Consider the following 26279-nt stretch of genomic DNA (forward strand, 5'->3'; position numbering starts at 1 on the left):
CTCATTTATATGAACACGAAGCAACGAGGCTGAAATTGGATATTGTGTGTGTTACGAGGACTTACTGATGCAAATTGATATAATCGTTTCTACAATTTCGACACGAAATCGCTTTAGAAAAAATATAGCACGAGAAATATTTTTATTCGTCAATACTTAACATTATTTTACAATAAAAAGCATGTACATTTGCACAATTATGGTATAAGTTATATGTGAAATAAACATTAATTACATAATATAAAATTTTCATCCAACTAGGAGGTGGCCTTTTGAAAAGAATATTCGCTCTAAGCTGCGGTTTTTACCTGTTAATCGGCATAACCAGCGTTGTGCTCGGTGCACTTCTCCCCGTTTTACTGCCACATTATGAACGCGGTTACAGTGATGGCGGATTTTTGTTATTTCTGCAGTTTCTTGGCTTTCTTGTCGGTGTACTCGCAGCTCCTGCCATGACAGCCCGTATCGGTAGAAAAGCTATGCTGACTCTTGCCCTGATCTGTATTGTAGTCGCCTATACATTACTTGGATTATTGCCATCCTGGACTGTAGTTCTTCTTCTCACGATTATCGTGGGCTTCGGATCAGGCATCATCGAACCCTCCGTAGGTGCATTCACGATCGAATTCACTGAGAATCAAAAGGCGGTCGCCATGTCCAAGCTTGATGTCTTCTTTGCTCTTGGGGCACTTCTCATCCCGGCTGTCGCTGCTTTATTTATCTGGATGGATCTGTGGCACCTTACTTTTTATACAGTCGCCGTGTTGTCTCTGGTTCTCATGCTGCTGTGGATCACCATGCCCCGTACAGCTGCACTGTATCTGGAACAGGCTGGCGAGAATACAGTGGCACATGCAGCAGGTAAAGCCCAATATTCGAGAAAGCATCTGGGTCTGCTGACGATCTTCGTCATCTTCTTTTTCATCTACATGGGATTGGAACTGGGATTAATGAACTTCCTGCCCTCCATTCTCGTAGAACGACTGCAACTTCAGGAATCTGTCGCATCGCTGAGTGTCTCCATCCTGTGGATTGCGATGATCATCGGCCGTCTTTTCTCGGGGAAAATAGCGGAAGCCGTCAACTATATGCCTTTCCTGATCTGGAGTACGGTCGGGACGTTTTTGTTTACGGTCGCTATGGTATTGGTAACTGGACAGTGGGCAACATATGTGCTCATCTTCGGAACCGGTCTGTTCATGTCAGGGCTGTTCTGTATCGCACTGGTCTATGCAAATGTTCTGATACCCGGTATGACCGAGCGAACAACCAGTATTCTGATCGCATCGGGTGGTATTGGAGGTGCCATCTTGCAGTATGTGACTGGATGGAGTATGAGCACATGGCCTGTCGTGAATACAATTTGGATTTTGGCCGGATTCTGTCTAATCCTGCTCCTTACATTGATGGTCTCTCATCTATGGAATGTAAAAAATAATGCAGTACGTGCTGCTCTCGCACAACAAAGCAAAGAAATGTAAACATCGTTTCTTAAGGGAGGTGATGCCCGCATCATCCGGGATTGTTGAGCTTAGTTCGAGCTAGTACACCATTATATTGGAGGAAATCGTATGCAAACTTTAACCAACAACCGCTTCATAGCCGGAAAAGGGATTAAGTTGATTGACGATTCAGGTGTTGAATACCTGGATGGCGTGTCGGGCACGTTCAATCTGTCACTGGGCTATAATCACCCACATGTTGTCAGCAAAATTCAGGAACAAGTCGGCAATCTGACGCATATGTCTTCCTCCTTCACTGAACCATACGTAAATGAAGTGCTTGATCACTTAATCGAATATGCTCCAAACGACATTAATGCCGGATGGATGCGGGATATTACCGGTTCAACTGCAAACGAATGTGCGACCAAAATTGCACAAAAGTATACCGAATCGACAGACATCATCAGCCTGTATCTGTCCCATCATGGGCAGACCCAATTTGCCACCGGGATTTCGGGGAATGCCTTTAGGCGGAAACGGTTCCCCAATTCGGCTGTGGCTAACGCCGTTCATGTACCTGCCCCATACTGTTATCGCTGCCCTTTCAAATCTCCAAACGGGGACTGCGGCTATCAATGCGTTGAAGCTATCTCCGATGCCATAGAATATGCAAGCTCCGGCTCAGTCGCCTGTATGATTATTGAACCCATTCTCGGGAATGGCGGCAATATCATCCCTCCTGCCGGATATTTCAAACGCCTGCGAAAACTGTGTGATGAATACAATATTATTCTTATTGCCGATGAAGTACAGACAGGAATCGGTCGTACCGGAACCATGTTCGCCAGCGAACTGTTTGATATCCAGCCTGACATGATTACCCTTGCCAAAGGTCTCGGCGGAATCGGCGTACCTGTTGCTGCGGTATTAATGCAATCCCGGCTGAATGTGCTCGAAAAGCACGAACACTCCTTCACCTCAGGAAGCAATCTGATCTCCGTAACCGCTGCCAAATCCACCTTGGAAGTGGTATCCGAACCAGGATTTCTGGATGCCGTGAAACGCAAAGGTGAAATTCTGGGTGAATTGCTGCAAGAACTGGTTATCAAGTACCCAAGCATCGGTGAAGCTCGTGGTGTCGGCTTAATGTGGGGTTTGGAAATCGTTGGTGACGGTAATGAACCGGATACGCTAAAAACCAATGCCATTATTGATCGCGCTTTTACAGATGAGCATCTGATCTTGAGAAGTTCAAGATATGGCTTCGGCAACGTTGTTAAGGTCCGGCCTTCCCTTACTACAACCGAAGACGAATTGGTTGAGATTGTGGAGCGGTTGGATTCAGTGCTTGCCACCGTTCATTAAAACATTTCAATGCAACTGTTCGAAGTGGTCGTTCCGGTTACGAATCGTTCTTATGATCGCTGTTATCCACGGATTTTCTTGAATTCCCTTTCACGAGGGAAAAATCCGTGGATAGCGTATGCTTCCGAAGCAGCTTTCTTTCAGAAAGCTTTGAGGCGAACGCTTCGCTTCTCCAGAATCGATTTCGTCCCCTTCACTACTTTCGTATCTTGCAAAAACTGTTTTAAGATGAATCGCTATATTTATATTTTATATAATTATAAGGAGGTTATATCATGCTTGCATTGGTATACAAATCGGCTTGGGATGTCGCATTAGAGGAACGGCCTGTCCCGGAAATTACAAGGGATAATCAAGTGTTGGTTCGTATTCGGGCGACAGGTGTATGCGGTACCGATCTCGGTATTGTCAGCGGCAAATATCATGCGGTTCCTTCTGTCATTCTCGGTCATGAGTCTGCCGGGGAAGTCATTGACGTTGGTTCTGCGGTAACGACATTGCAACCGGGCGACCGGGTTGTCATCGATCCTACCTACTACTGCGGAAAATGTGACATGTGCAGAACAGGCAGGCAAAATCATTGCACACATAAGTCTGTTACCGAGACAGGTGTGAGTGCTGACGGAACATTTACGGATTATTATGTGACCGAGGATCGCTTTTTGTACAAATTGAAGGACCATGTGAGCTATGAGGAAGCGACTTTGACAGAACCGCTCAGCTGTATGCTGACGGGGATTAATCAGATTCATCTGCTGCCTAATTTCAGAACGATCATCCTCGGCGCAGGCCCGATTGGCATTCTGTACAGCTACGCGCTGGCTTCCAAAGGGGTTACCGGCTGTCTGGTCGACATCTCTGAAGAACGCTTAGCCATTGCAGGCTCCATAGCACCCGATCGTTGGGAAGTTCATTCATCCTTCGAAAATGCAATAGAATCACTGTCACCTGCAACCCATCAGGTTGATATGATTGTGGATACGACAGGTGTTGTGGGCACACAAGTTCTTTCCCAGCTCGCCAGCGGAGGTTACCTGATGCTGGTTGGTCTGAGAGATGGAAACACATCCTTCAATCCCAAGGAAGTCGTGGACCGCAGTCTGAAAATTATTGGTTCCATCGATTCTCTGGGGACATTTGCTACCGCACATTATATGATTGAACAAGGGATTATTCCTGCAAAAAAAATTATCACCCACTCCTTCCCGTTGGAGGATTACGAAGAGGCATTCCGCACACTTGGCTGCGATATTCAGGGACGCACACTTCAAGCCTCTTCACATGCCATTAAAGTTGTGCTGCAATCCAGCGGTTCCAGTTTCTAAAGTGGAAGGTTAACCATGAATGGATTACATTAGAAATATATGTTTACACAATCCTGGAGGAGGAATACAACATGGCTGCAAACAAAGAATCTGACGGACTGGGAGCGCCCAATGATGACATCATTCAAGCGGTCATTTTTGACATGGATGGCGTACTGATTGACAGCGAACCGATTTATTTCGAAATTGAGCGCAGCTCTTTTGCCCATTTTGGAGCAAGGGTGACTGATGAAGAACATCATACCTATGTTGGAGTTACGCTGGAATCCATGTGGCAGCAAGTATTGGACAAACATCAGCTGACAGCTACGCTGGAAGAAATATTTACTTATCATCAGCATAATGTGATGCAAACGATGCTCGCCCATCCGAATCTGACGGCAATGCCTTCCGTGGAACGCTGGTTAAGCTGGCTGCATGAGCAACACATTCCAATAGCCGTAGCTTCTTCCTCTCCACGTGCACTGATTGATTTGATCATGGACAAAACTGGACTTGGGCAATACTTTGAGGTGCGAATGACAGGTGAGGAAGTTACGAACGGCAAGCCGGCACCAGATATTTTCCTGACCACAGCTGAAATGATTGGTGCATCCCCTTCGAATTGTCTGGTGATTGAGGACTCGCGCAATGGTGTTCAGGCCGCCAAAAGTGCAGGCATGCGCTGCATCGGATATCGCAATCCGGGATCAGGCAACCAGGACTTGTCCAAAGCCGATCTTCAGATTTCAAGTTACGATGAGTTATGGACATTGAAGGATACTCTGCCCTTTGAAGGCAGATTGCCAAGCTTGTCAAAACTGCGCTGAGAAGATCGTAAGTTCGGAATGAATATTTAGAAAAAAACAACCCAAACGGCTTCAATTCATTCGAATTGGAGCTGTTCGGGTTTTGCTTGCTGCAATGGGTGTTACATAAGGACACATGCTGTAATTTCAACTAAACCGAAAGATCGAGACTTCCACCCAGATTGGGATGAGGAGCAGGCACTGACTTCAACATTTCCGCCATCTGCTGGCCTTGCTGCTGTGCCATGTCTTTCGTAATCGACATCACTTGCAAGCTTGCCGACTGCACTACTGAAGCTTGACTCATCGCCATTGATAATGCTGCAATATCCATGTTCTGCACTCCTTTCACTTTCTGATTACATAGATGTACTTATTATATATCGGTCAGTGAGGAGCAAATGTTAAAAGGTCGATCAAAATGTATACGGAAATCCATTCCATTCAAAAGGAGAGTCATCTATATCCTATGAACGGAAAAAAATTCGTGATTCTTTTTGGGCTCCTTGTTGGCCTCTGTGTTGTAACATTTAGTGCTGTTCTTTACTGGATCTTGTCTGTAGTCTAAGTACTAATGCAAATAGACACCTCCATTGAGGAGATGCCTGTTCCATTCTGATCTGATCATTCAAGACTCACGATTTTCCTTATCCTCAGAGAAACGGATTCCTCTTTATTTCATATCTGATTTTTTCGCTCACTTCGTTCTCTGTATCACTCAACATTTGATCTGAAGATGGTACAGTTGAATAATCATCCTGTAATACAATTACATACATCCCCTTACCTGGAACCCTGACTTGGCATACAGAATTCTCTTTGTTCATGGTGATCAGCTGCTCCATTAAGGCTGATGCCGTTATAACTTCTTTCATCCGAATCCCCTCACCTTTCTACGGATTTACACCTACTGCGAACGGACGGGCCCCCACCGGAATGGTAGCAATCACCGTATTCGTTTCGCCATCAATCACAGAAATGGTATTGTCATCTTGATTGCTTATATAAACTCGATTGGTTAACGGATTGGCGCCGGCGCCGTTCGGATTAATCCCGACCGGAACAGTAGCAATCACGGTATTCGTTAATCCACTAATTACTGAAACATTATCCGTATCACGATTTGGAACGTAAATGGCGTTTGTAGAGGTATTAACCGCTACTTCAGCAGGGGTAACGCCGACCGGAATGGTATCAATTACGGTATTCGTCACACCATCAATAACGGAAACCGTATTACTGGTAAAATTCGATACATAAATACGGTTGGTGGCTGGATTGACACCTACACGGAATGGATTGACCTGAACGGGTATCGTAGCAATCACCGTATTGGTTACTCCATCGATCACAGACACCGTATCAAAATTAAAATTAGCTGCATAGATCCGATTGGTTAAGGAATTGACGCCTATACCAGTTAAAAAATTGAGTCCAGGAATAGTGATAGCATCAATCACCGTGTTGGTCAATCCATCAATAACGGTTACATCTTCAGTTGTATCCAATGAATTAAAATTTGCCGTATAAATAGCATTGGTCGCTATATTGACCCCTACGTCACCTGGCTCACTCCCAACCGGAACAGAAGCAATCACTGTGTTGGATACACTATTAATGACGGAAATGGTATTGCTGCCTCTGTTTGCGACATAAATACGACTCGTTAATGGATTGACATCAATCCCTGCAGGATTTGTCCCCACAGGAATGGTAGCAATCACCGTATTCGTTTCGCCATTAATGACGGAAACATCGTTACTGTTGAAATTGGCTACATATATGCGGTTGACTGATGTGTTATCTCCCTCCATTTCAAGTTCAGAAGAGACTAATCGATGTGCGGCGACAAGCTGGCCGGATGCATTTTTGCCCCACACGGAAATCTCCGTTTGCTCTATAGCTACACCTTCAACTGTAAAGACAAATTCAAACGCATCCAGATTAGCAAAATAAGTTCTTGTCACTACCTGATCCGGAGCAATTGAAATCTGCTCGCTGACATATAAAGTCCTTGTAGAGGTCAAATTATACCCTTGTATTAAAACAACGGATCCATCCAGAGAATTCCTGTTATCAATTTTAACTGTAACTTGTTGTGTTGGCCGTACATCACTGACGGCATTATTCTCAATAGGTCCGGTTGACAAAATGGCCATTTCGATTCTCTCCTCCACTTAGATGTTATGGTTTGATTACAACCCTTTGTGAGAAAATAAATTGATCTGTTTAAACCAAAATAAAGACCCTGCAATAATATATGCAGGGTCTAAAATAAGGTTTGGGACAAAGGGTGTACGTATTAACCATTTTTATCTCTCAACTTCGTTATATAGTCAACATCATGTCCTTCCGCCACAAGATTGCCTCAGTTCTATATTAAGTGATCAATCCATACTTCACAAAACTATGGTACAATCCATCTTCCTCTACTGTTCCAGTAATATCATCTGCAATGGCTTTCAGACCTGGCTTGGCATTGCCCATCGCAATCCCTACGGAACAGAATTCCAGCATTTCGGCATCATTCATGCCGTCCCCGATGGCGAATGTGTCTTCCTGGGACATGCCCAGATGCTCCAGCAGATCGGCGATTGCAACGGCTTTGTGAATACCAGGGATCATCAGTTCACCGCTTCCTTCACCAAAGATCGGCACCGTGCACTGAATGACTTCGAATTTTCCTTCAAACTCCTGCTTGATTCGCTCAAACGGGATAACTGAGCTCTCCAAGAAACATACTTTGTTCACGTCATCCTTGTACAGATCGGCCTCTCCATAAGTCAATCCGGCAATAAATGGGTGCGGTTTCAGTTCCTTCTTGTCTCTAGCTACAGGGTCGTTCTCCACATCGCCATAGATACGGCGTTCCAGGTGAGGTTGAAGATTGCTACTTGCATACAGAGCCGAATTGGATTCAAGGTAGAAGTCAATGCCGTGTTCATTGAAGAAATCGACCATATGCCGAACATCTTCCGCGGTCACCCTTTTGTGATAAAGCACGTCCTTGCCAAATTCCACATAGCCCCCACCTGCACCAATCAGACCGTCGAATCCGACATCCCAGATGGAATCATAGATCTCCGCCTTGGAGCGACCTGTACACAAATATAGCAAATGTCCGTTCTCCCTCGCCTGTTTGCAAGCCTTTTGTGCTGACAACGGAATGTTTCCGTCATCGTCAACCAATGTGCCATCAATATCAATAAAAACAATTTTCCGCTTCGTTTCTTGCATCTGCTTATGCCCCCATCTTGTATGTTGTCTATGTTATTGTATAAAAAAGAGCTTTGGCACCCACGCGAATCTCATTCGTTATATTACCATCAGCTCCCTATCCTTCAGTAATGTCAGTGGTCACTTACATGCCAACTTGTCCATATGCACCGTCTGCCAGTCATCTTCCTGCTCAGTAATAATCGTGTAGCCCTGACGTTTCCAGAAATCCACGGCTCCTGGCAAAAAGCGATGTGTATGCAAGTACAACGTTGTATAGTGCATCTTTCTTACCACGTTTTCCAGTTCCTTTACCAGCATCGAACCAATGCCATATCTGCGATATGCAGGATCTACATAACATTTCACAATTTCAGCTGCAGACTGGGCTACATATCGACCTTCCACGGCTTCAATACGTCCATCATATGGTAATATCCCAATAGACCCGACGATGCCCGCATCCCCCATCATTGCAACAAGAAAGATCGAACCATCGGAGTCCAGATAATGTTCTCTAAACTGCTCGAAGTCCACAGGCAATTTCGTATGATCCAGCATCGGAAAGACTTCTCTACGTACACGCATGGCAAAATCAATGGCACCATGAATCTGGTGTGCCTGAACTGGTGTTACTGTCGGTATACTCTGAAGTTGTGTCAATAAATCCACATTCCTTATCCACTGTATTAGGAGCTACCTCTTGGCCCTTCCTTGAATCTTGTTCATTCCAGATCGGCTCTCTTCATCTCATCTTACCGAATTTATCACGTCCTATCAATCTATCTACACTACTAACCAAATTGAAAGAGTGCCCGCGCAATCTGATAGAGTTCGCATACGATAAGGCGTGTCACAATCCATATTGGAGGGAGAAACGCTCATGTTGTTATGGTTAGGTGTTTTTGCTTTCATTTTGCTAGCAATCAGGTTCGTGTATCGTTATCTGGACCAACTTGTCGAGAGCAAGTTTCACCCTCACGCGCCCAAGCAGCTCTTAGTCAAATTCAAGGAAGGTACAACCGAGAATGAGATGCACACCCTTCACAAAAAAGGGAGATGTAGAGTCGCTGAGACCTATGAAGATTTAGGATGGTACCGTGTGGAATCCCGCAAAAAAATGCACCGGATGCTGAAACATTACAAAGATCATGAGCTGATTGAACATGCAGAGCCAAATTACCTCGTTGAGGCATCTTTCACCAATGACCCTTTCTTTCCTTATCAGTATAACCTGTCAAAAATCAATGCACCCGCTGCATGGGACATTAATCAGAGCAACAACTCTGTCAAAATCGCCATTATCGATACCGGTGTACAGCTGAACCACCCAGAACTGGCCTCCAAGCTCCTCCCCGGTTATGATTATGTTGATTATGATAACATCCCTGAGGACAGGAGCGGCCATGGCACCCATGTAGCTGGGATCGCTGCCTCCGTTACCAACAATGGTGTGGGCATCGCAGGCGTTGCACCACTCGCATCCATCATTCCGCTCCGGGTACTGGATAACAACGGGCAGGGAACGATAGGCAATGTTGGTAACGGGCTTGTCTTTGCTGCCAATAACGGTGTACAGGTTGTTAACCTGAGCCTCGGTGGACCGATGGGAAATGCTTTCCTTCAAACTGCCGTACAGTATGCTTGGGATCGTGGAGCTGTGATTATTGCTGCAGCCGGTAACGACAACACTTCATTCCCGATCGTACCCGCATCGTATCCCAACGTAATTGCCGTCGCTTCAACCAATCCTTCCGATCTCAAATCCAATTTCTCCAACCATGGCTCTTGGGTGGATATGGCTGCACCGGGTGATACCATTCTATCCACATACCTGGGTGGTTCCTATGCCTACCTTAGCGGGACGTCCATGGCTGCCCCTCATGTGGCTGGAGTGGCTGCACTTCTCGCTGCACAAGGGAAAACAAATGCTCAGATTCGGGATGCGCTGTGCTTCGCTTCTGATCCGGTATCCGGCTCCGGGATCTATTGGACGTATGGACGACTCAATGCCTATCGGAGCTTGCAGGTGCCATAATACACCTACTCTTGCTCATGATTTCATAGAGCGAGCATACCCTTCTATTTTCCACAAATTAAAAAACCAAGGAACATCTATACGTTAGATGTCCTTGGTTTGGATGAAATGTATTCGATGTTAAACTTTTGCTGCCCAAAGCTCTATTTCAATTTTTATCTCCGGCAGACCCAACTCCGTAATATATCCAATCGTCATTGCAGGATAATCATTACCGAATAATTGTCCCCACTCGGCATAAAAGAAATCCCAATCGATCTTCTCCGTTGCCCATACGTTCACTTTGATAATATGTTCAGCATCAAATTGCTCAGATTCGAGCACTGTTTTAATATTATTGAATGTATTAGTGACTTGCTCATTCAGACTCTCCGGAAAGCGTCCGCTAGGGTCTGCTCCAATCTGACCCGAAGATACAAATAGCTCTGCGTTCCTTGGGATTCTTGTAATATGCGTGTACAGTCCTACAGGAGCTGGCATATTTGCTGGATTTGTTCTAGTGATTTTGTCGTTTTTCATTTTGATTACCTCGTCATTCCTAAGATTTTTCTGCGTTATTTCCTAATTTTCTTCCGATTTTAGGCAGACCTCACCCTTGGAATAAATTCTAGAAAAAGACAGCAGTGGAGTATCCATATCCCGAAGATATAAACGCAAGTGATTTTTTCTTCATGAGTGGATGCTCCTCCCTTCTTAAGTGACAAGATTCTCTTGATTTTGTTATTATATCTAAAAGCCACATCCTGGGTCAAATTCATCCCCTCATAAACAAAGAGCAATCCCGTAATAACGAGACTGCTCTTTGTCTATTCTATAACGTCGAACACCTTGTATCAGAAATATCGTGCGCCATTACTCGCAATGACATCTTTGTACCAGTGAAAACTCTTCTTTTTCACTCTGCGAAGTGTGCCCGTGCCATCATTGTTTTTGTCTACATAGATATAGCCATACCGTTTCTTCATCTCTCCGGTACCCGCACTGACCAAATCGATCGGTCCCCAGCTTGTGTAACCCAGGAGCTCTACCCCGTCTTGAATCGCTTCGGCCATCTCGGCAAAATGACTATTCAAATATTCGATGCGATAGTCATCCTCAACGGAGTCATTGTCCAGCAGTACATCTGTTGCGCCAAGTCCATTTTCTACGATAAACAAAGGTTTGCCATAGCGGTCATGAAGCTGATTACATGTAATCCGAAGACCCTTCGGATCAATGGTCCATCCCCACTCGGATGCTTGAAGATATGGATTCTTCACCGAGCCAAATACATTGCCTTCTGTCGAATCTTTCAAAATCTCAGGGTCTGTACTTGTGCACCGGCTTGCGTAATAGCTAAAACCGATATAATCGACCGTGTTTTGCATCAAGATATCTGCATCTTCCGGTTGCATTTCAATCCGAATGTCATTTTCCCTGAAAAATCGTTTCGTATATCCCGGATATGCTCCCTTCGACTGCACGTCGATGAAGAAAAATGACTCGCGGTCTTTCTCCATGGCCTTCCATACGTCATCCGGGTTAGAGCTGTATGGATAGACCATTCCAGCGGCTAACATACAACCAATCTGTGCACCAGGAATAATCTCATGACAAGCCTTAACAGCAAGTGCACTCGCTACCAATTCATGGTGCGCTGCCTGATACAGGACCTGCTCTTTGTCTTCACCATCCTGAAGAACAATGCCTGCGCCAATGTAAGGAAGATGCAGCAACATATTGATCTCATTAAACGTCATCCAGTATTTCACTTTATCCTTGTAACGATCGAATAACGTCGTCGCATATTTCTCAAAGAAACCGATCATCTTACGATTTTTCCACCCGCCGTAAGTCTCGACCAGATGTACAGGAACATCGAAATGACAGATCGTCACGACAGGTTCAATGTTGTATTTCAATAACTCATCGAAGACATCATCATAAAATTGTAAACCAGCTTCGTTTGGCTCCACTTCATCGCCATTAGGGAAAATCCGTGCCCAGGCTATGGAAAGCCTGAGACACTTGAATCCCATTTCTGCAAATAACGCAATATCTTCCTTATATCGATGATAGAAGTCAATCGCTTCATGTGAAGGATAGAACTCCCCTTCTTTTGGTTCATACGAATCCAGGTTACCCAGAGCAATATTCCATCGATTGGCACCAATCGGAATCAGATCTACGGTTGTTAACCCTTTGCCACCTTCAAGATAAGCGCCTTCCAATTGATTCGCTGCGGTTGCTCCTCCCCAGAGAAAATTCTCCGGGAAGGCTGTCCACTTTTCATTCATTGATGAGTTCCTCCTAACCATCTGTAATTTCGATTAGCTTAATACGGTAATCAATTTATCTTTCTCATGAACAGAAGCATCTTTAGTTCCTACTACGTCCAGATATTTCGAAGTATTGGTCACAATGATCGGTGTAACCGTCTCATACCCTGCGTCTTTAATCGCTTGCAGATCAAACTCAACAATCAGGTCACCTGCGTTAACACGGTCTCCGTCTTTCACATGTGTTGTAAAATGTTGGCCTTTCAGCTTGACCGTATCCTGCCCAATATGGATCAGCATCTCTACACCATCATCACTTACAAGACCGATTGCGTGTTTGGTACGATATACAGTTTGAACGACACCTGTGATTGGAGACACCACTCTACCACTGGTTGGACGAATCGCAATCCCTTTACCCATATGCTCTCCTGCAAACGTTACGTCATTAATTTCGTTCAGTGCAACAACTTCACCAGCCATTGGACTTACAATTTCGTATCTGCTGTTCGGATTTGGATCAAGTACAGGTACTGGTGTAGACGCTTTGTCGACCGGATCTTTGAAACCAACAACATATGTCAAGATGAAACCAAGGATGAATGCAATAATGGTTGCTGCAACCGTCCAGAAGAACACGGAATTCATTCCCTCTGTAGGACTTACATAGCTCGGATAACCGAAGATTCCAAGACCACCAATTATATAACCTTTAGTTCCGACAAAACCAAGGATACCACCACCAATACCACCAGCAATACAGCTCATAATAAATGGTTTTTTCAATGGCAATGTTACACCGTAAATCGCTGGCTCAGTGACACCGAAAATACCGGATATAAACGCAGGTGCACCGAGTGTTTTTATTTTTTGACTTTTCGTTTTCAGAGTAACCGCAAGCACTGCACCAATTTGAGCAAAGGAAGCTGCAAAAGACAATGCCAGAATCGAATCGTAGCCAAGCGTTGCAAGGTTAACGAATACCAATGGAACGAGTCCCCAGTGGAGTCCGAACAATACGAATACTTGCCACAAACCGCCGATTACAAGTCCTGTAAGTAAAGGGCTCAGTCCGTAAATCGAAGATGTGAATGCACCTAACAGTTGACCCGCCCATGTCGCAACCGGCCCAATTACCAGGAACGTAACTGGTACAATAACTAGCAAAGTACAAAATGGAACTAGGAAATTGCTGACTACTTTAGGCATAACCTTTTTGAAGAAACGTTCGATTTTGACCGCGAAGAACGTTGCTACGATAATCGGAATAACGGATGAAGCATAATCCATTAAAATTACCGGTATACCTAGAAACTCGATCCGAATCGGTGATTCGAACAAAGTGCCTGCAAACAAAGTGTATAACGGTTCTCCAGCACGAATTCCCGCAAGTGTTGGGTAGACTAACGATGCACCGATAGCCATACCTAGGAATGGACTTCCACCGAATTTTTTTATAGCTGTGTAGCCAAGGAAGATAGGGAAGAAGTAGAATAAGCAATCCCCTATGGCATTCAATAAGGCGTACGTACCAGCAGTATTGTCGATCCAACCCAGGGACACGAACATAGCTGTGAAACCTTTAATCATCCCCGTCGCTGCAAGCAATCCGAGCACTGGAGTAAAAACACCCGAAATCATATCTACAAAACGGTTAAACAAATTGCCTTTGGGACCTGAATCTGCATCGTTCTCATCTACTTGACCTTCAGCAGACAAATTCCCTGCTTTAACAACTGCTTTATATACATCCGGCACTTCGTTGCCGATAACAACTTGATATTGTCCACCACTTTGCATAACAGTAATAACACCTGGCAGATTTTTAAGTTCTTCCGTTTTGGCTACGCTTTCATTTTTCAGTTTAAACCGCAGTCTTGTTACACAATGGAATACGCTATTCACGTTCTCGCGACCACCCACACGTGACAGAATATCCTTAGCCAATTGATCATAGTTGCTCATTGTCATTCTCCCTCTCTAAGTAGACTCCCCATGCTGTGAAACAAAGAAAACCTGAACTACTGAACATACATAACGTACCCGGATCATCCGGAAATAAGTCATGTTATTCAGCAATTCAGGTTTTGCCCTTAACGGTTGCAACCCTGTAAGGCTGTACACATTGGTATTCAATTATTTCAATAATTAAAGTAAGTTGCAATCAATCTCGAGACCACTAGGGTCGGAGTTGCCTGATTTAACAGTTACAACCCAATCGATGTATGCGCTTACTTCTTGAACTCATCATAGTACATCTGAACTACATTTGCAACACTTATTTTGGCGAAAAATAAAAGAAATGATCGAATACATTCTCAATCCAGAATTAAAAACCTGAACATGCGAATATACGGAACACTATTATCAGTCATGTCCTGTCATTCATTGGTTCAGGTCTCGCCCTTGTGGTTGCAACCTTGCAAACAGATCTATGGAATTATTCAGAAGTTGCATTCACAACCCTTTCAATATGAATTGTTAAGTACATCATTTCTTCGTTAGTAAGTTGATACGTGTAGTTGCTTTCAATAAATTTTTTAATTTTCTCTGAGCACTTATGTGCTACGGGATACTTTTTCTGGATCATCAGGAACAGTTCGTCGTCGTTATTACTCTTGTAATGTTTCCCCTTCACCAATCGTTGAGCAAAAAACTTCAAATGTGTGACAAAACGATAATAGTTCAGTCCGTTCTCATCAAAGTCCATTTTAAAATGATACTTGATAATCGTCAGAATCTCCTGCATTACTTGCGTCATACTTCGAATGTTGGGCATCTCTTCATTCAGTGCCGCATTAACAAAGTGCAAAGCCATAAAACCAGCCTCATCTTCCGGCAAAAGCACCCCAAATTGATCGCAAATCATATTTAACGCTTCAAGTCCTACTTCATATTCATCCTTGTAGAGCTGTTTGGTCTCCCAGTGGAGGCCATTACGAATCGGGAGATTGTTACGGTAACGTTCAATAGCAAAATGGATATGGTCCGTCAGATGAAGATAGATACTTTCGTTCAACTTTTTTCCAAGCTTTAATCTGGCGTACGCAATAATCTCTTCGGACACTTTCATATATTCAAGGGGTATACTTGCGATCAAGGCCTTAAAGTTTTCCTGAATATCTTCATTCTGTAAAGTAAATATCTTGTCAATATGCTGGTCAGAAACCATGTCACCCGCCCGCTTTTGGAAAGCAATGCCCCGACCAATAACGATGACTTCACGTTCATCCTTGATGGCAACTACAGCATTATTGTTTAGCACCTTCTCGATTTTCACTTTATCACTCCAATATACAGAAAAAGGCAAACCGCACCTGCACTTGAGGTTACTGGACATGCCCTTATCTCTTCAATGTTAAGTATATGTGCGTTCATGGTATTACATTTTACTACATTATGCAACAAAAAACTCCTTGTGTCCCATTCACATTTCACTAAACTTACTGGAACAATCGCTGGGGACATCCGTCATCCATCATCTCCAATGATCATTTTAATTGACTCTACGTTTTGTTTTTTCTACTGTCTTTCTCCAGTTCCGCTTCAATTCGCCGGTTAATGACCGCCATTTGATCTGAATCCATACGATCAACTTGAGTATACTCTTGATCCATCTCAAACTCCTGCGCTTCCCCTTTGTTCATGAGTCCCAGATGATTTTTGATCGCTCGAATATCCTCATGCATATTCATCGTTTGCCGATAATTGTCCACAACGCATGCAAATATTATGCCACCAACCAAAATTATGCCAAACGGAAATAAAATACATAAGATTACGCCTACGATCAATAGTAAAAAAAAGTACAACAATCATAGCCTCCTTTTGAAATCAGATTGAATACAACCTTTTTCACAATCTATCAAAACCTCTATACGGTCCTCCAGACCCTTGGCTATAAACCAAATCTTTCCTGGATTAACTGTGCCACTTCATCCGGGCTCTTGTGCGTGTTATCAATTCGGATGTAGTGCTCATGCATAATTTCCCCCGGTTCCGAATTCAGTCGATAATGCTTCATCGTATCAAGCAAATCTTGCTCGGACCAAGCGATGTTACGCTTCGTTGGCTTATGTAACAGGCGATGCGGACTCTTATTACGCTCCAGCCTTTCCGATGGATCAGCCTCCAGTTCCACATAACAGACCTGACCTCCATGAGATGCAAACAACTCGCTGATCTTACGGATGTATTCACCATCTGCCTCCAGGTCGAAAGCCCACACAAATGTGAAAATCAGACCCGGCAGGTCACTCTTCGCCACTTCTTCAAAAATCTCCTGACGGAACAGACTGACCAGTCTTTTGCCTTGCGGTGTACCATAACTGAAATAAGGAGATACCAGTTCAATGGTCATATGGTTATGAAACAATTTCAGATTAGTTATCTTCTCCAGTTCTTGCCCAACCGTCATTTTGCCCACAGCCTGCGGACCAAAAATAATCACAAATTTCATTCGATCACTCCTGACCAAGTTAACATTCATTCCATTAATTGAATTTTATGGACATTAGAATCTATAATACCTTGTTAAGGGCAAATAAAAAAGAGGTTTCAAGGTAATCCTCTCAACGGTAGAGGGCTTGAAATCTCTTTGCTTAACTTGTATAAGTTTATTCTAACTTAACGTCCGATCAGTACCCATCCCCACTTTATCCGGCGCAATCCAATTGCGAACACCCATGAGATCAGGAGCGCCACAACATAAGATAGAATGATACCCAGGCTGAAATGCCGAGCCAGTTCATCTGTGAATTCACGTCTCCAGAAGAGCAACACAAGTGGGTGCATTAAAAATACACCGAACGCAACTGTACCCAGGGAGCCCAGAACACGCGTAGTCTTACGAAGCTCGATATGTTTTCCTGTACCGATTCGTTCACTGAAGATCAGCAGGAGCAGACAGGCTGACAGAGTAAACAGATTTCGGAACAGGAACAGCACCGTATAGACCACAACTGGGTAAGCAGCGAAAGCGGTTTTGATATAAGCATTACCATATATATAAATGGCACCTCCGCTCAACAATGCAGCTATAAGCACATAACGATGGGTGTACAACTTCTGCAATGCCCACTCAAAGTTCAACCCAATCCATGCGCCAAATCCGATCACGATCAGGTAACTGGGTAACAAACTACCTGTTCGTTCAAAGTGAAACTGCAAGTGCAATGCATAGAATATCGCCTGAGCTGCAATAAAGAATAATGGCAAGTACCAATTAAACAAACGATGACGTGTAAGTGACAGAAGCAATGGAAAAACGATGTAGAACTGAAGGATTATCAGAAAAAAGTACAAGTGCGTATGGGCAGTCCCCATCACTAATTGTTTGGCAAACTGAACACCATGTGTCAGAGGTTCTTTGCCAGCAAGCAGCTGTTTGATGGCAAAATAGATAAGAGACCATACGACATAGGGGACAAATACATAGAATAATCGCTTCTTATAAAATGCTTGCATCCAGCCCTTCTCATACTTCTTGGAACTGTAGTTGTAGAACAAGACCAGGGATGACAGGAACAGAAACGCTGGAACGGCAAATTGCAGGAACGTGTTCCAAAAGTAATACACATCATGATCTAACGTGTGTTTGGGGTAATGCGCAACGGCCGTTGAAGTAGCATGAATAGCTACCACTGCCATGATGGCAAAAGCACGATAGAGATCCAGATACTCAATGCGCCGGGGCCGATTAACCGGTTGCTTCATACAGATAACCTCACTTGTGCCTGATATGGGATGATAGTTTCCGGCCGCAATCCAGATTCTATGCTTCATTCTAATCAGCACGCGAGGGTAATACAATCATAATCCATATTATTTTCGTTATATTACATCATTATTCTGCATTATTCGACATTATCTATCCAGAATCGTTCCACAACGTTACCATTGGATTCTACATAGTCTACATCCTGGATGCCACCATTACGAAGAATAACCCTTCTGGAAGGCTCATTCATCGCGTCACATACGACCAATACTTTGGTGATTCCGAGCTCTTTTGTTTTCTCCAAAGAAAGCCTAAGAATTTCCGAACCATAGCCATTGTGCCGCTCCCCCGGACGAATACCATAACCAATATGTCCTCCACTATTGAACAATTTGTCGTTAAGCTCATGCCTTATATTCACGGCACCCACGATTCGATGACTCTCCGTTACCAGCCAGTATGTACTGTCTTTGACCCAGCCTTCCGGGATGTCGATCCCTTGTTCATTGCGCTGCAAAAACGCCAACATCTCATCAAACGCGTAAGGTGCTTTGGAAATGACCCAAGGTACCATCAACTCTCCGCTTTTGACCCAGTCTTCATAAAATGCCAAATAGGCTTCCTTATACGCTAGTGATGGTTTTATTAATCTAACGTGTTCTTTTCCCATGGTCCTTACTTCCTCCCAACAGATATTGATATTGCCACGTTCTCTCCTCCAGGACACGCTGTTCTTGATCTTCTAGTAGACAAGTTCGAAAAAGGATCTGCGTGTGAGCAGACCCTCTTCAAATGTAGATCTTTCTGCTTATTCTATTTATTATACGGACTCTGTCAATCTGGCTTCTTGCGCATCCTCTTCCCCCGCATTAAAGTATTTATACGTGAATTGGTAACTACCAGATCCGAGTGTGACTTCAACAGCGTCTCCAATACTCCGAATATCCTGAACTTCACTCACTTGCTCCAAAGGTTTCCCTTGCTCCAGAATCGATTGAGCGCCAGCTCCAGGCAAACGAACCGTGCCTCTCGTATTAGCGGGAATATTCACCCGTATCTCCATTTCACCCTCCGCCAATCGGTGCCAGCTTGAAGCAACTTGACCATACATCGTCTCCAGACGCGCTTCCACCCAATTCAGTCCTGGTCCAGGTTGCGGCTCGATATGCACCATTCGAAATCCTGGCTGATGTTCATTAGACCGGATTCCCGCAACATAACGATACAACCATTCCCCAATTGCACCGTACGCATAGTGGTTAAATGAGTTCATGTCAGCACTCCAGAGACTGCCATCCTCTTTGATCCCATCCCAATGTTCCCAGACCGTCGTTGCACCTTGAGTCACCTGATACAGCCAGGATGGATAATCCTCTTGAAAAAGTAATGTATAAGCCAGGTCATTAAGACCTGCATCACTCAGTACCGGATTCAGATAAGGTGTGCCCACGAATCCTGTAGTAAGATGATTACCCGCCTCTTTCACGAGTTTTTCCAATTGTTCAACAGCACGAGTTCGAGCAGTGGCGTCCAGCAGATCAAATTGCAGCGCAAGAACATGCGCTGTTTGCGTTGGAACAGCAATTTTTCCGGCTGGAGTCACAAATTCATTTCGAAACGCATGAACAATGTTTGTATGCAACTGCTTGTAATATTCAGCATCGTCTGTCTTTCCAAGTACCTCAGCCGCTTTTTGAGTTAACGAAACTGAATAGGCATAGAATGCAGTTGCCACATAATTCGTGTCCGTTGCGCCGACATAACTATCAGGCTTGGAGTCCAGTCCCAGCCAATCGCCAAAGTGGAATCCCGTGTTCCACAGATACGGGTTGTCACCCTGCATGTGGATGTATTCAATCCACCCTTTCATACTTTCATATTGTTCAGCCAGCAATCTGGCATCCCCATACATCTCATAGATGGTCCATGGACAGATGACTGCTGCATCCCCCCAAGCGGCGGAGGAATGACTCGTGTCTCCCCATCCTTCTGACGTGGAACTTCTCAGATCCGGAACGAAGAATGGAATACCGCCATCTTCTCCCTGGTCCGCTTCCAGATCCCGTAGCCATTTGGTGAAGAAGGGAGCCGTGTTCATCAGGTAGGAAGACGTGCGGACAAACATCTGCGCATCCCCGGTCCACCCGAGCCTTTCATCCCTCTGCGGACAGTCTGTCGGCACATCAAGGAAATTGCCCTTTTGCCCCCACAATATATTGTGATGCAGTTGGTTCACCAGTGGACTGGAACATGAGAACTGACCTGTTTGCTCCATATTCGAGTGCAGCACTATTCCGGTGAATTCATCCAGACGAACGTGTTCCGGGAAGCCAATTAGCTTCACATAGCGAAACCCTTGGAACGTAAAATGCGGTTCAAATGTTTCCACTCCATCCCCCTTGCACGTGTAGCGAATACACTGCTTGGCGGCGCGAAGATTATCGGTGTAGAAGTTCCCCTCATGATCCAACATCTCAGCATGGTGCAGCTCAACCGTCTGACCCGCTTCACCTTGAATGCTGAATCTCACCCATCCCACCATATTCTGCCCCATGTCTATTACACGATCTCCCTGTGGGGTTGTTAGCAACGCGATTGGATGTAGCTGTTCTACTTGGGTGACGGGTACGTTCTCCTGCGCAACGATGATATCTTTTGGATGCTCCAGTACATTTACGGGTGACCAATTCACTTCAGATGAATCCGACCAATCGGACTCCATTCGTGCATCATATGTCTCCCCCATATAAATGTCCGACATGAGAATGGCACTCGGAGTAGCCGTCCAATCCTCATTGGATAAAATCCATTCCTCCGAACCATCTGCGTATTTCATATGCAGTTCCAGCAGCAATGCGGATGTCGATCCAAATATCTCCCGTTCTTTGTTCCAGCCAAGATACCCTCGGTACCAACCATCACCCAGATAAGCGCCCAATATGTTCTGCCCATCCTGAAGTAGGTGTGTTACATCATAGGTTTGATATTGTAATCGCTTACGATAAGAAGTCCAGCCTGGTGTAAAATAATCTTCTCCTACTCTTGTGTTGTTCATATGCAACTCGTATAATCCAAGTGCTGTCACATATATTCTGGCAGACGTAACCGGTTTTTTCACATTAAATTGCTTACGCATACGCGGGCATGACGTATCTCCATCATCTGTTGGTTGAGCTGTAATCCATTCTCCTTTCCATTTGTTATGACTATCCATAAGTCCCTTCTCGAAATAAGCCGTTTTGGACCAGCCCGAATCACTTCCTGCGTCATCCCATGCCCGAATCCGATAGTAGTATCGCGTTCGCGGAGAAGGCTGAAAATGGTTTAATTCCACATGTATGGATTGATCCGTGTTTTGCTCTCCTGAATCCCATGTAATCGCTTTAAAATCTTCTGTCAACGACAGCTGAATCTGGTAAGCAGATTGCATGCAGTTCCGACGATCGGATTGCAGCTGCCAGCTTAAACGCGGTGATTTTACATCGAGGCCAATCGGATTAATTCTATACTCACAGCGAAGGTGACTAACGTTGAACATTAGCAGATCGTCCTTTCCATCTTGGCTTCCCATTCCGGGTTACGATATAATTATATCGATCCTGTTGCCCTAAATACCCGGTAATCAGGACTATTTCATCCGGTGATTCAGCCATCTGTGCGAGGAGGTTGCTTGTGAATTCATCTGTACAACTTATGAAAAGCGAATACTTTCTGCATAATCATCTGCAACTTTTCGTCAATCGTTGCTCTGAAGATTTTGTGCTTCCTTTTCACGCACATGATTTTATTGAGTATAGCTATGTTGCCGAAGGAAAGGGCTTTCATCATATCGGTGAAGATGTCATTCCGGTGACAAAGGGGATGCTGTTTGTTATTCCTGTCGGCGTTCCTCATGTCTTTCGTCCTGTGAGCACAAACGTAACCGAGCATCCGTTAATTCTATATAATTGCCTATTTAATGCTGAATTGATCCACACGCTGACAGCTATCATTCAGGAAAAAGAAATCATTCAACATCTGATGGATCTGGCACAAAACCAGGTTCCTTATATATCCGTTGTGGATCACAACGACCGGATTGAAGAACTAATGGTGAAGCTGTACCGTGAATCCTCCGTTCCGGGAATCGGTTCGTCTACTATGTTATACACCCTGGTAAGCCAGCTAGTATTGATGACCTACAGGCAACTTTATCAAGAGGTTCATGATGAAGCGATTCATTCCACCGATTTTGAGTACATTCTTCACTATCTCAAGCAACACGTGAGCGACCGAATCCGAATATCTGATCTGGTCCGTGTATCGGGCTTTAGCGAAAAACAGATTGGCCGAATGTTTCTGCGACATACCGGACAGACCTTTAGCAGCTACCTGCAACACCTGCGTATACAAAAAAGCTGCGAACTTCTAAAGAGTTCACAGCACAAAGTCAGCCTGATTGCAGAGCTGGTTGGATATCGGGATATCGATTCATTCTATGCTGCATTCAAAAAAATAACAGGCGAAACACCTCTCGCCTATCGCAAAAAATCCAGAGCACAGCACTCTGGACAATAAGATTTACTCTCAGACACCAACAACCTGTAACACTTCATCTATGTATGCCTTGGCCTCTTTCCATGAAGACATCAACGGAAAGTTGTATCGCTCACGCTCCTGTATATTCCACGGATGTGGAATACAGATGACCTTTTTGCCGTCCTTATGCGCTGGAATCAGGTTATGTGCTCCATCATCAATGAGCAAATCAAAAGCGAGCAGATTTTTTCTTTTGCATGTAATAAACTGTTCTGCGGTTATAAATGGCATGTGCTGCTGAAGCCAGTTCCACTTCTCAACGACTGTTCTTGGTTCTGCTGCCGTAACAACAATGACATCATAAGCATCGTTCAGCTTTCGCATCTCATCTACAACATACTCGTCGAATAATTCCAATTCCTCAAACAGACCCGGCCGACCATAAAATACATCATGCGTGCTCTCCGGATGACGCAAATGGGAGGTATCCCAATGAATCATATCCTCATAGCGCAACGGATGGGTCGGGAAGTTGAGGTTGTTGTGATAAATAGCCCGCTTGACCAGATGACATATCGTGTCATCCATATCTACAGCAATAATAGGCTTCTTCATGGTTATCCCTCCCTCAATACGAAGACAGTATATCATCAAGAATGTTATGAAGTCATCTTTTTTACGTTACAGCTCATTACCGTTGACGAAAAATCGATGAGACTATTACTGCTCTAACCGGAATGCCGAGAAACGCAACCGATTCATCGCCAGACAGTAACAAGCCCATAGGGTTCTCTACATCATTGTTGGAACGTCACATTAATCTGTACAATCTCTGAACGACTACTAGTACGAATTGGAGGTCCCCAGAAGCCAAATCCTGAGGTCACGATGGAGTGCATGGAGCCCTTTTGCAGATAACCCCAATCATTCTCATAAATAGCCTGTGTAATAAACTGAGCCGGTGCAATCTGACCACGGTGAGTGTGACCGGATACCACCAGATCTACATTGTTCTGCTCCGCAATATCCAGATCATACGGCTGGTGATCCATCATAAGTACCGGTTGGCTTAAGTCCGTATCTTGCATTAATGCAGCTAATTCTGCCCGATCCTTCTCTGTCCGGTCTTTCCGACCAATGAGGGTGATCTTGTCATCCAGAACGATTTTGTCATCGTACAAAACTTGCATGTTGCTCTTCTCCAGCGCAGCAATCAGATCTTCAATCGGACCATCGAACTTGTCGTGATTCCCGAGAGAAGCATAGACGCCGTACGGAGCCTGAATGTCACTGATAATATCCGCGATTCCGCTATTGAGGTACATATCCAGATTGTCATCAATAATATCTCCAGGGTACAGCACCAGATCCGGCTTCAGAGCATTAATCTCCTCCACCATGCGTTTGGCATGTGCAGGACCAGACAGAAGTCCGAAGTGCATATCGGCAGCCATGACAATGTTGAGTTTGTCTACACCTTCTACTTTCTTATCAATCTGAATGTTATATGCTCTCACTACTGGGCTGTAGGCATTGAAGATTCCATAACCCATTGTGGACACTAACAGCACCAGCGTAACGACTCCCGCCCATTTCTGTGTGTGATGTCTCGGAATACGGGTTAATCTCAGCAGCCACATCGTCAGGTGAATGACTGGCAGGATCAGCAATAATAACGAGAAGATTGCCAACCAGTAGGAACCGATGATACCGAGGAACGAAATGCTTCCAAATACTCGTGCCAAAATGAAGGAAGTGGCCAGGAATACAAGCCCTATAATATACAACCACCGAAATCTGGCGGACACGACAGGTTTCATCCAACTCCAACCGCTCCAGCCTATGTAGAACACTAATAAACCGTATACTACCAAAAACAATATACCAGCTAATACGAACATGCCCGGTCTAACCTCCACGTCAATAAGTTGTATTCTGAATTTTTATCACGGATGCAGGTCCGTCTGAACAAGTATAACGTAATTGAAGGGTCAGATCATCTGTTTGCCAAACCCAGATTCGTACATTTTATTACAATTTGATGATATTCAAATTCGAAACTTTAACGAGAAAAAGCACTCCCGCAGCCACCATGAATTGTTGAAATCATGGACGACTGCAAGAATGCTATATCTTCTGAATTAATATTACTCGTTCGTGTCCATCCATTGGAAGTGGAATGAGCCTTCTTTATCCACACGTTTGAATGTGTGAGCACCGAAGTAGTCACGTTGTGCTTGCAGCAAGTTTGCTGGCAAACGCTCCGTACGGTAGCTGTCATAGTAAGACAGAGCGCTGGAGAATCCAGGTACCGGAATACCTTGTTTTACAGCCGCCGATATAACTTCACGCCATGCGCCTTGATAAGACTCAACGATGTTTTGGAAGTAAGGATCAAGCAGCAGGTTTTTGAGTTCTGCGTCTTTGTCATATGCTTCTTTGATGTTTTGCAAGAACTGAGAACGAATAATGCAACCACCACGGAAAATCATGGCAATGTTGCCGTATTTCAGATCCCAGCCGTACTCATCGGAAGCTGCACGCATTTGTGCAAATCCTTGTGCGTAGGATACGATTTTACTTGCAAACAGTGCTTTACGTACATTTTCGATGAACGCTTTTTTATCTCCAGAGAATGCTTCAGTTGCTGGTCCATTCAGGATTTTGCTAGCTGCTACACGCTCGTCCTTCATCGCAGACAGGAAACGGGAGAATACGGATTCCGTAATCATGGACAACGGTACGCCGAGGTCCAGCGCACTTTGGCTTGTCCATTTGCCTGTTCCTTTTTGTCCAGCAGCGTCCAAAATCACGTCAACCATTGGTTTACCGGTTTCTGGATCGTATTTGGAGAAGATATCTGCTGTGATTTCGATCAGGTAACTGTCCAGCTCCCCTTGATTCCACTCGGTAAAGATCTCATGCAACTCTTCAACGGAAACGTTCAATACAGATTTGAGCAGGTGGTAAGCTTCACCAATCAACTGCATGTCTCCGTACTCGATACCGTTATGCACCATTTTCACATAGTGTCCAGCACCGTCTGGTCCGATATATGTGCTGCAAGCGTCATCGCCAACTTTAGCGGAGATCGCTGTCAGGATCGGTTCTACCAGTTGATAAGCACTTTCCTGACCGCCTGGCATGATTGCCGGGCCTTTCAGTGCGCCTTCTTCACCACCAGATACACCTGCTCCGATGAATCGGAAACCTTTTTCTTCCAGTTCTTTACTGCGACGTTGCGTGTCAGGGAAGTAAGCATTACCTCCATCGATAATAATGTCGCCTTGATCCAGATGAGGAAGCAGCTGCTCGATCGTTGCATCTGTTGCTTTACCTGCTTGCACCATGATCAGAATTTTACGCGGAGACTCCAGGGATTCCACGAATTCTTCAATGGTGAACGCACCTGTCAGGTTTTTACCTTCTGCTTCTTTCAGAAGATCGTTCGTTTTCTCCGGGGAACGGTTAAATACCGATACCGAGAATCCTTTGCTTTCAATATTCAAGGCCAGGTTTTTACCCATTACTGCCAATCCAATAACACCAATCTGTTGTTTACTCATTATGTCCTCCCAATACTCCATTATTTATATAGTAAGTTGAA

23 protein-coding genes are annotated in these 26279 nt (G+C 44.5%); 6 read left to right on the top strand and 17 right to left on the bottom strand.

What is annotated here, in order from left to right; genetic code table 11:
* Positions 1-272 precede the first annotated feature (272 nt).
* The 4 genes from AC1S8V_RS17960 to AC1S8V_RS17975 all read left to right on the top strand — a co-directional run bounded on the left by AC1S8V_RS17960 (position 273) and on the right by AC1S8V_RS17975 (position 4944).
* The gene (locus AC1S8V_RS17960; protein ID WP_482070168.1) at positions 273-1481 is read left to right on the top strand and encodes an MFS transporter; all 1209 of its coding nucleotides are present in this window, start codon (positions 273-275) and stop codon (positions 1479-1481) included.
* Positions 1482-1571: 90 nt separating this feature from the next.
* Positions 1572-2810: an aspartate aminotransferase family protein gene (locus tag AC1S8V_RS17965; protein ID WP_482070169.1), complete on the top strand. Its 1239-nt coding sequence runs from the start codon at positions 1572-1574 to the stop codon at positions 2808-2810.
* A gap of 275 nt (positions 2811-3085) precedes the next feature.
* A complete protein-coding gene (locus AC1S8V_RS17970) occupies positions 3086-4135 on the top strand; it encodes a zinc-dependent alcohol dehydrogenase (RefSeq protein WP_482070170.1) in 1050 nt (349 codons plus the stop codon).
* A gap of 71 nt (positions 4136-4206) precedes the next feature.
* Positions 4207-4944, top strand: coding sequence for an HAD family hydrolase (locus tag AC1S8V_RS17975; protein WP_482070171.1), 738 nt, complete (start codon positions 4207-4209; stop codon positions 4942-4944).
* Positions 4945-5074: 130 nt separating this feature from the next.
* On the opposite strand, the gene AC1S8V_RS17980 is transcribed toward AC1S8V_RS17975, so the two are convergent.
* The 5 genes from AC1S8V_RS17980 to AC1S8V_RS18000 form a co-directional block, all read right to left on the bottom strand.
* Positions 5075-5257, bottom strand: coding sequence for a YjfB family protein (locus AC1S8V_RS17980; protein ID WP_017687882.1), 183 nt, complete (start codon positions 5255-5257; stop codon positions 5075-5077).
* Between the two features lie 319 nt (positions 5258-5576).
* A complete protein-coding gene (locus tag AC1S8V_RS17985) occupies positions 5577-5798 on the bottom strand; it encodes a hypothetical protein (protein WP_482070172.1) in 222 nt (73 codons plus the stop codon).
* A gap of 18 nt (positions 5799-5816) precedes the next feature.
* The gene (locus AC1S8V_RS17990; RefSeq protein ID WP_482070173.1) at positions 5817-7082 is read right to left on the bottom strand and encodes a beta-propeller fold lactonase family protein; all 1266 of its coding nucleotides are present in this window, start codon (positions 7080-7082) and stop codon (positions 5817-5819) included.
* Positions 7083-7302: 220 nt separating this feature from the next.
* Entirely contained in the window at positions 7303-8160 is an 858-nt protein-coding gene (locus AC1S8V_RS17995; RefSeq protein WP_482070174.1) for a Cof-type HAD-IIB family hydrolase, read from the bottom strand.
* A gap of 120 nt (positions 8161-8280) precedes the next feature.
* Complete coding sequence (locus AC1S8V_RS18000) at positions 8281-8802, bottom strand: GNAT family N-acetyltransferase (RefSeq protein ID WP_482070175.1); 522 nt, start codon at positions 8800-8802, stop codon at positions 8281-8283.
* A gap of 220 nt (positions 8803-9022) precedes the next feature.
* Between AC1S8V_RS18000 and AC1S8V_RS18005 the strand changes: the two genes are divergently transcribed.
* A complete protein-coding gene (locus AC1S8V_RS18005) occupies positions 9023-10177 on the top strand; it encodes a S8 family peptidase (protein WP_482070176.1) in 1155 nt (384 codons plus the stop codon).
* A 120-nt stretch (positions 10178-10297) separates the two neighbouring features.
* Here AC1S8V_RS18005 and AC1S8V_RS18010 read toward each other — a convergent pair whose 3' ends face one another.
* The 9 genes from AC1S8V_RS18010 to AC1S8V_RS18050 all read right to left on the bottom strand — a co-directional run bounded on the left by AC1S8V_RS18010 (position 10298) and on the right by AC1S8V_RS18050 (position 21725).
* Positions 10298-10696, bottom strand: coding sequence for a RidA family protein (locus AC1S8V_RS18010; protein ID WP_482070177.1), 399 nt, complete (start codon positions 10694-10696; stop codon positions 10298-10300).
* A gap of 314 nt (positions 10697-11010) precedes the next feature.
* The gene (locus tag AC1S8V_RS18015; protein ID WP_482070178.1) at positions 11011-12453 is read right to left on the bottom strand and encodes a 6-phospho-beta-glucosidase; all 1443 of its coding nucleotides are present in this window, start codon (positions 12451-12453) and stop codon (positions 11011-11013) included.
* 33 nt (positions 12454-12486) lie between these two features.
* A complete protein-coding gene (locus tag AC1S8V_RS18020; protein WP_482070179.1) occupies positions 12487-14400 on the bottom strand; it encodes a beta-glucoside-specific PTS transporter subunit IIABC in 1914 nt (637 codons plus the stop codon).
* A 475-nt stretch (positions 14401-14875) separates the two neighbouring features.
* On the bottom strand, positions 14876-15715 hold the full coding sequence (licT, locus tag AC1S8V_RS18025) for a BglG family transcription antiterminator LicT (protein ID WP_482070180.1): 840 nt from the start codon (positions 15713-15715) through the stop codon (positions 14876-14878).
* Positions 15716-15941: 226 nt separating this feature from the next.
* On the bottom strand, positions 15942-16151 hold the full coding sequence (locus AC1S8V_RS18030) for a hypothetical protein (RefSeq protein ID WP_482070181.1): 210 nt from the start codon (positions 16149-16151) through the stop codon (positions 15942-15944).
* 182 nt (positions 16152-16333) lie between these two features.
* Positions 16334-16894: a DEAD/DEAH box helicase family protein gene (locus AC1S8V_RS18035; RefSeq protein ID WP_482070182.1), complete on the bottom strand. Its 561-nt coding sequence runs from the start codon at positions 16892-16894 to the stop codon at positions 16334-16336.
* 167 nt (positions 16895-17061) lie between these two features.
* Entirely contained in the window at positions 17062-18219 is a 1158-nt protein-coding gene (locus AC1S8V_RS18040; RefSeq protein ID WP_482070183.1) for an acyltransferase, read from the bottom strand.
* A 71-nt stretch (positions 18220-18290) separates the two neighbouring features.
* Entirely contained in the window at positions 18291-18824 is a 534-nt protein-coding gene (locus tag AC1S8V_RS18045) for a GNAT family N-acetyltransferase (protein ID WP_482070184.1), read from the bottom strand.
* Between the two features lie 150 nt (positions 18825-18974).
* Positions 18975-21725 carry a family 78 glycoside hydrolase catalytic domain gene (locus AC1S8V_RS18050; protein ID WP_482070185.1) on the bottom strand — a complete coding sequence of 917 codons (2751 nt, stop codon included), beginning with the start codon at positions 21723-21725 and terminating at the stop codon, positions 18975-18977.
* Positions 21726-21826: 101 nt separating this feature from the next.
* On the opposite strand from AC1S8V_RS18050, the gene AC1S8V_RS18055 reads away from it, so the two are divergent.
* Entirely contained in the window at positions 21827-22711 is an 885-nt protein-coding gene (locus AC1S8V_RS18055; protein WP_482070186.1) for an AraC family transcriptional regulator, read from the top strand.
* Positions 22712-22720: 9 nt separating this feature from the next.
* On the opposite strand, the gene AC1S8V_RS18060 is transcribed toward AC1S8V_RS18055, so the two are convergent.
* From AC1S8V_RS18060 to gndA, 3 genes are all read right to left on the bottom strand, one after another.
* Positions 22721-23287 carry a 5' nucleotidase, NT5C type gene (locus AC1S8V_RS18060; protein WP_482070187.1) on the bottom strand — a complete coding sequence of 189 codons (567 nt, stop codon included), beginning with the start codon at positions 23285-23287 and terminating at the stop codon, positions 22721-22723.
* 182 nt (positions 23288-23469) lie between these two features.
* Positions 23470-24573: a metallophosphoesterase gene (locus tag AC1S8V_RS18065; RefSeq protein WP_482070188.1), complete on the bottom strand. Its 1104-nt coding sequence runs from the start codon at positions 24571-24573 to the stop codon at positions 23470-23472.
* Positions 24574-24819: 246 nt separating this feature from the next.
* On the bottom strand, positions 24820-26238 hold the full coding sequence (gndA, locus tag AC1S8V_RS18070) for an NADP-dependent phosphogluconate dehydrogenase (protein WP_482070189.1): 1419 nt from the start codon (positions 26236-26238) through the stop codon (positions 24820-24822).
* Between the last annotated feature and the right edge of the window lie 41 nt (positions 26239-26279).

The sequence above is a fragment of the Paenibacillus sp. B46(2026) genome, assembly GCF_056786355.1.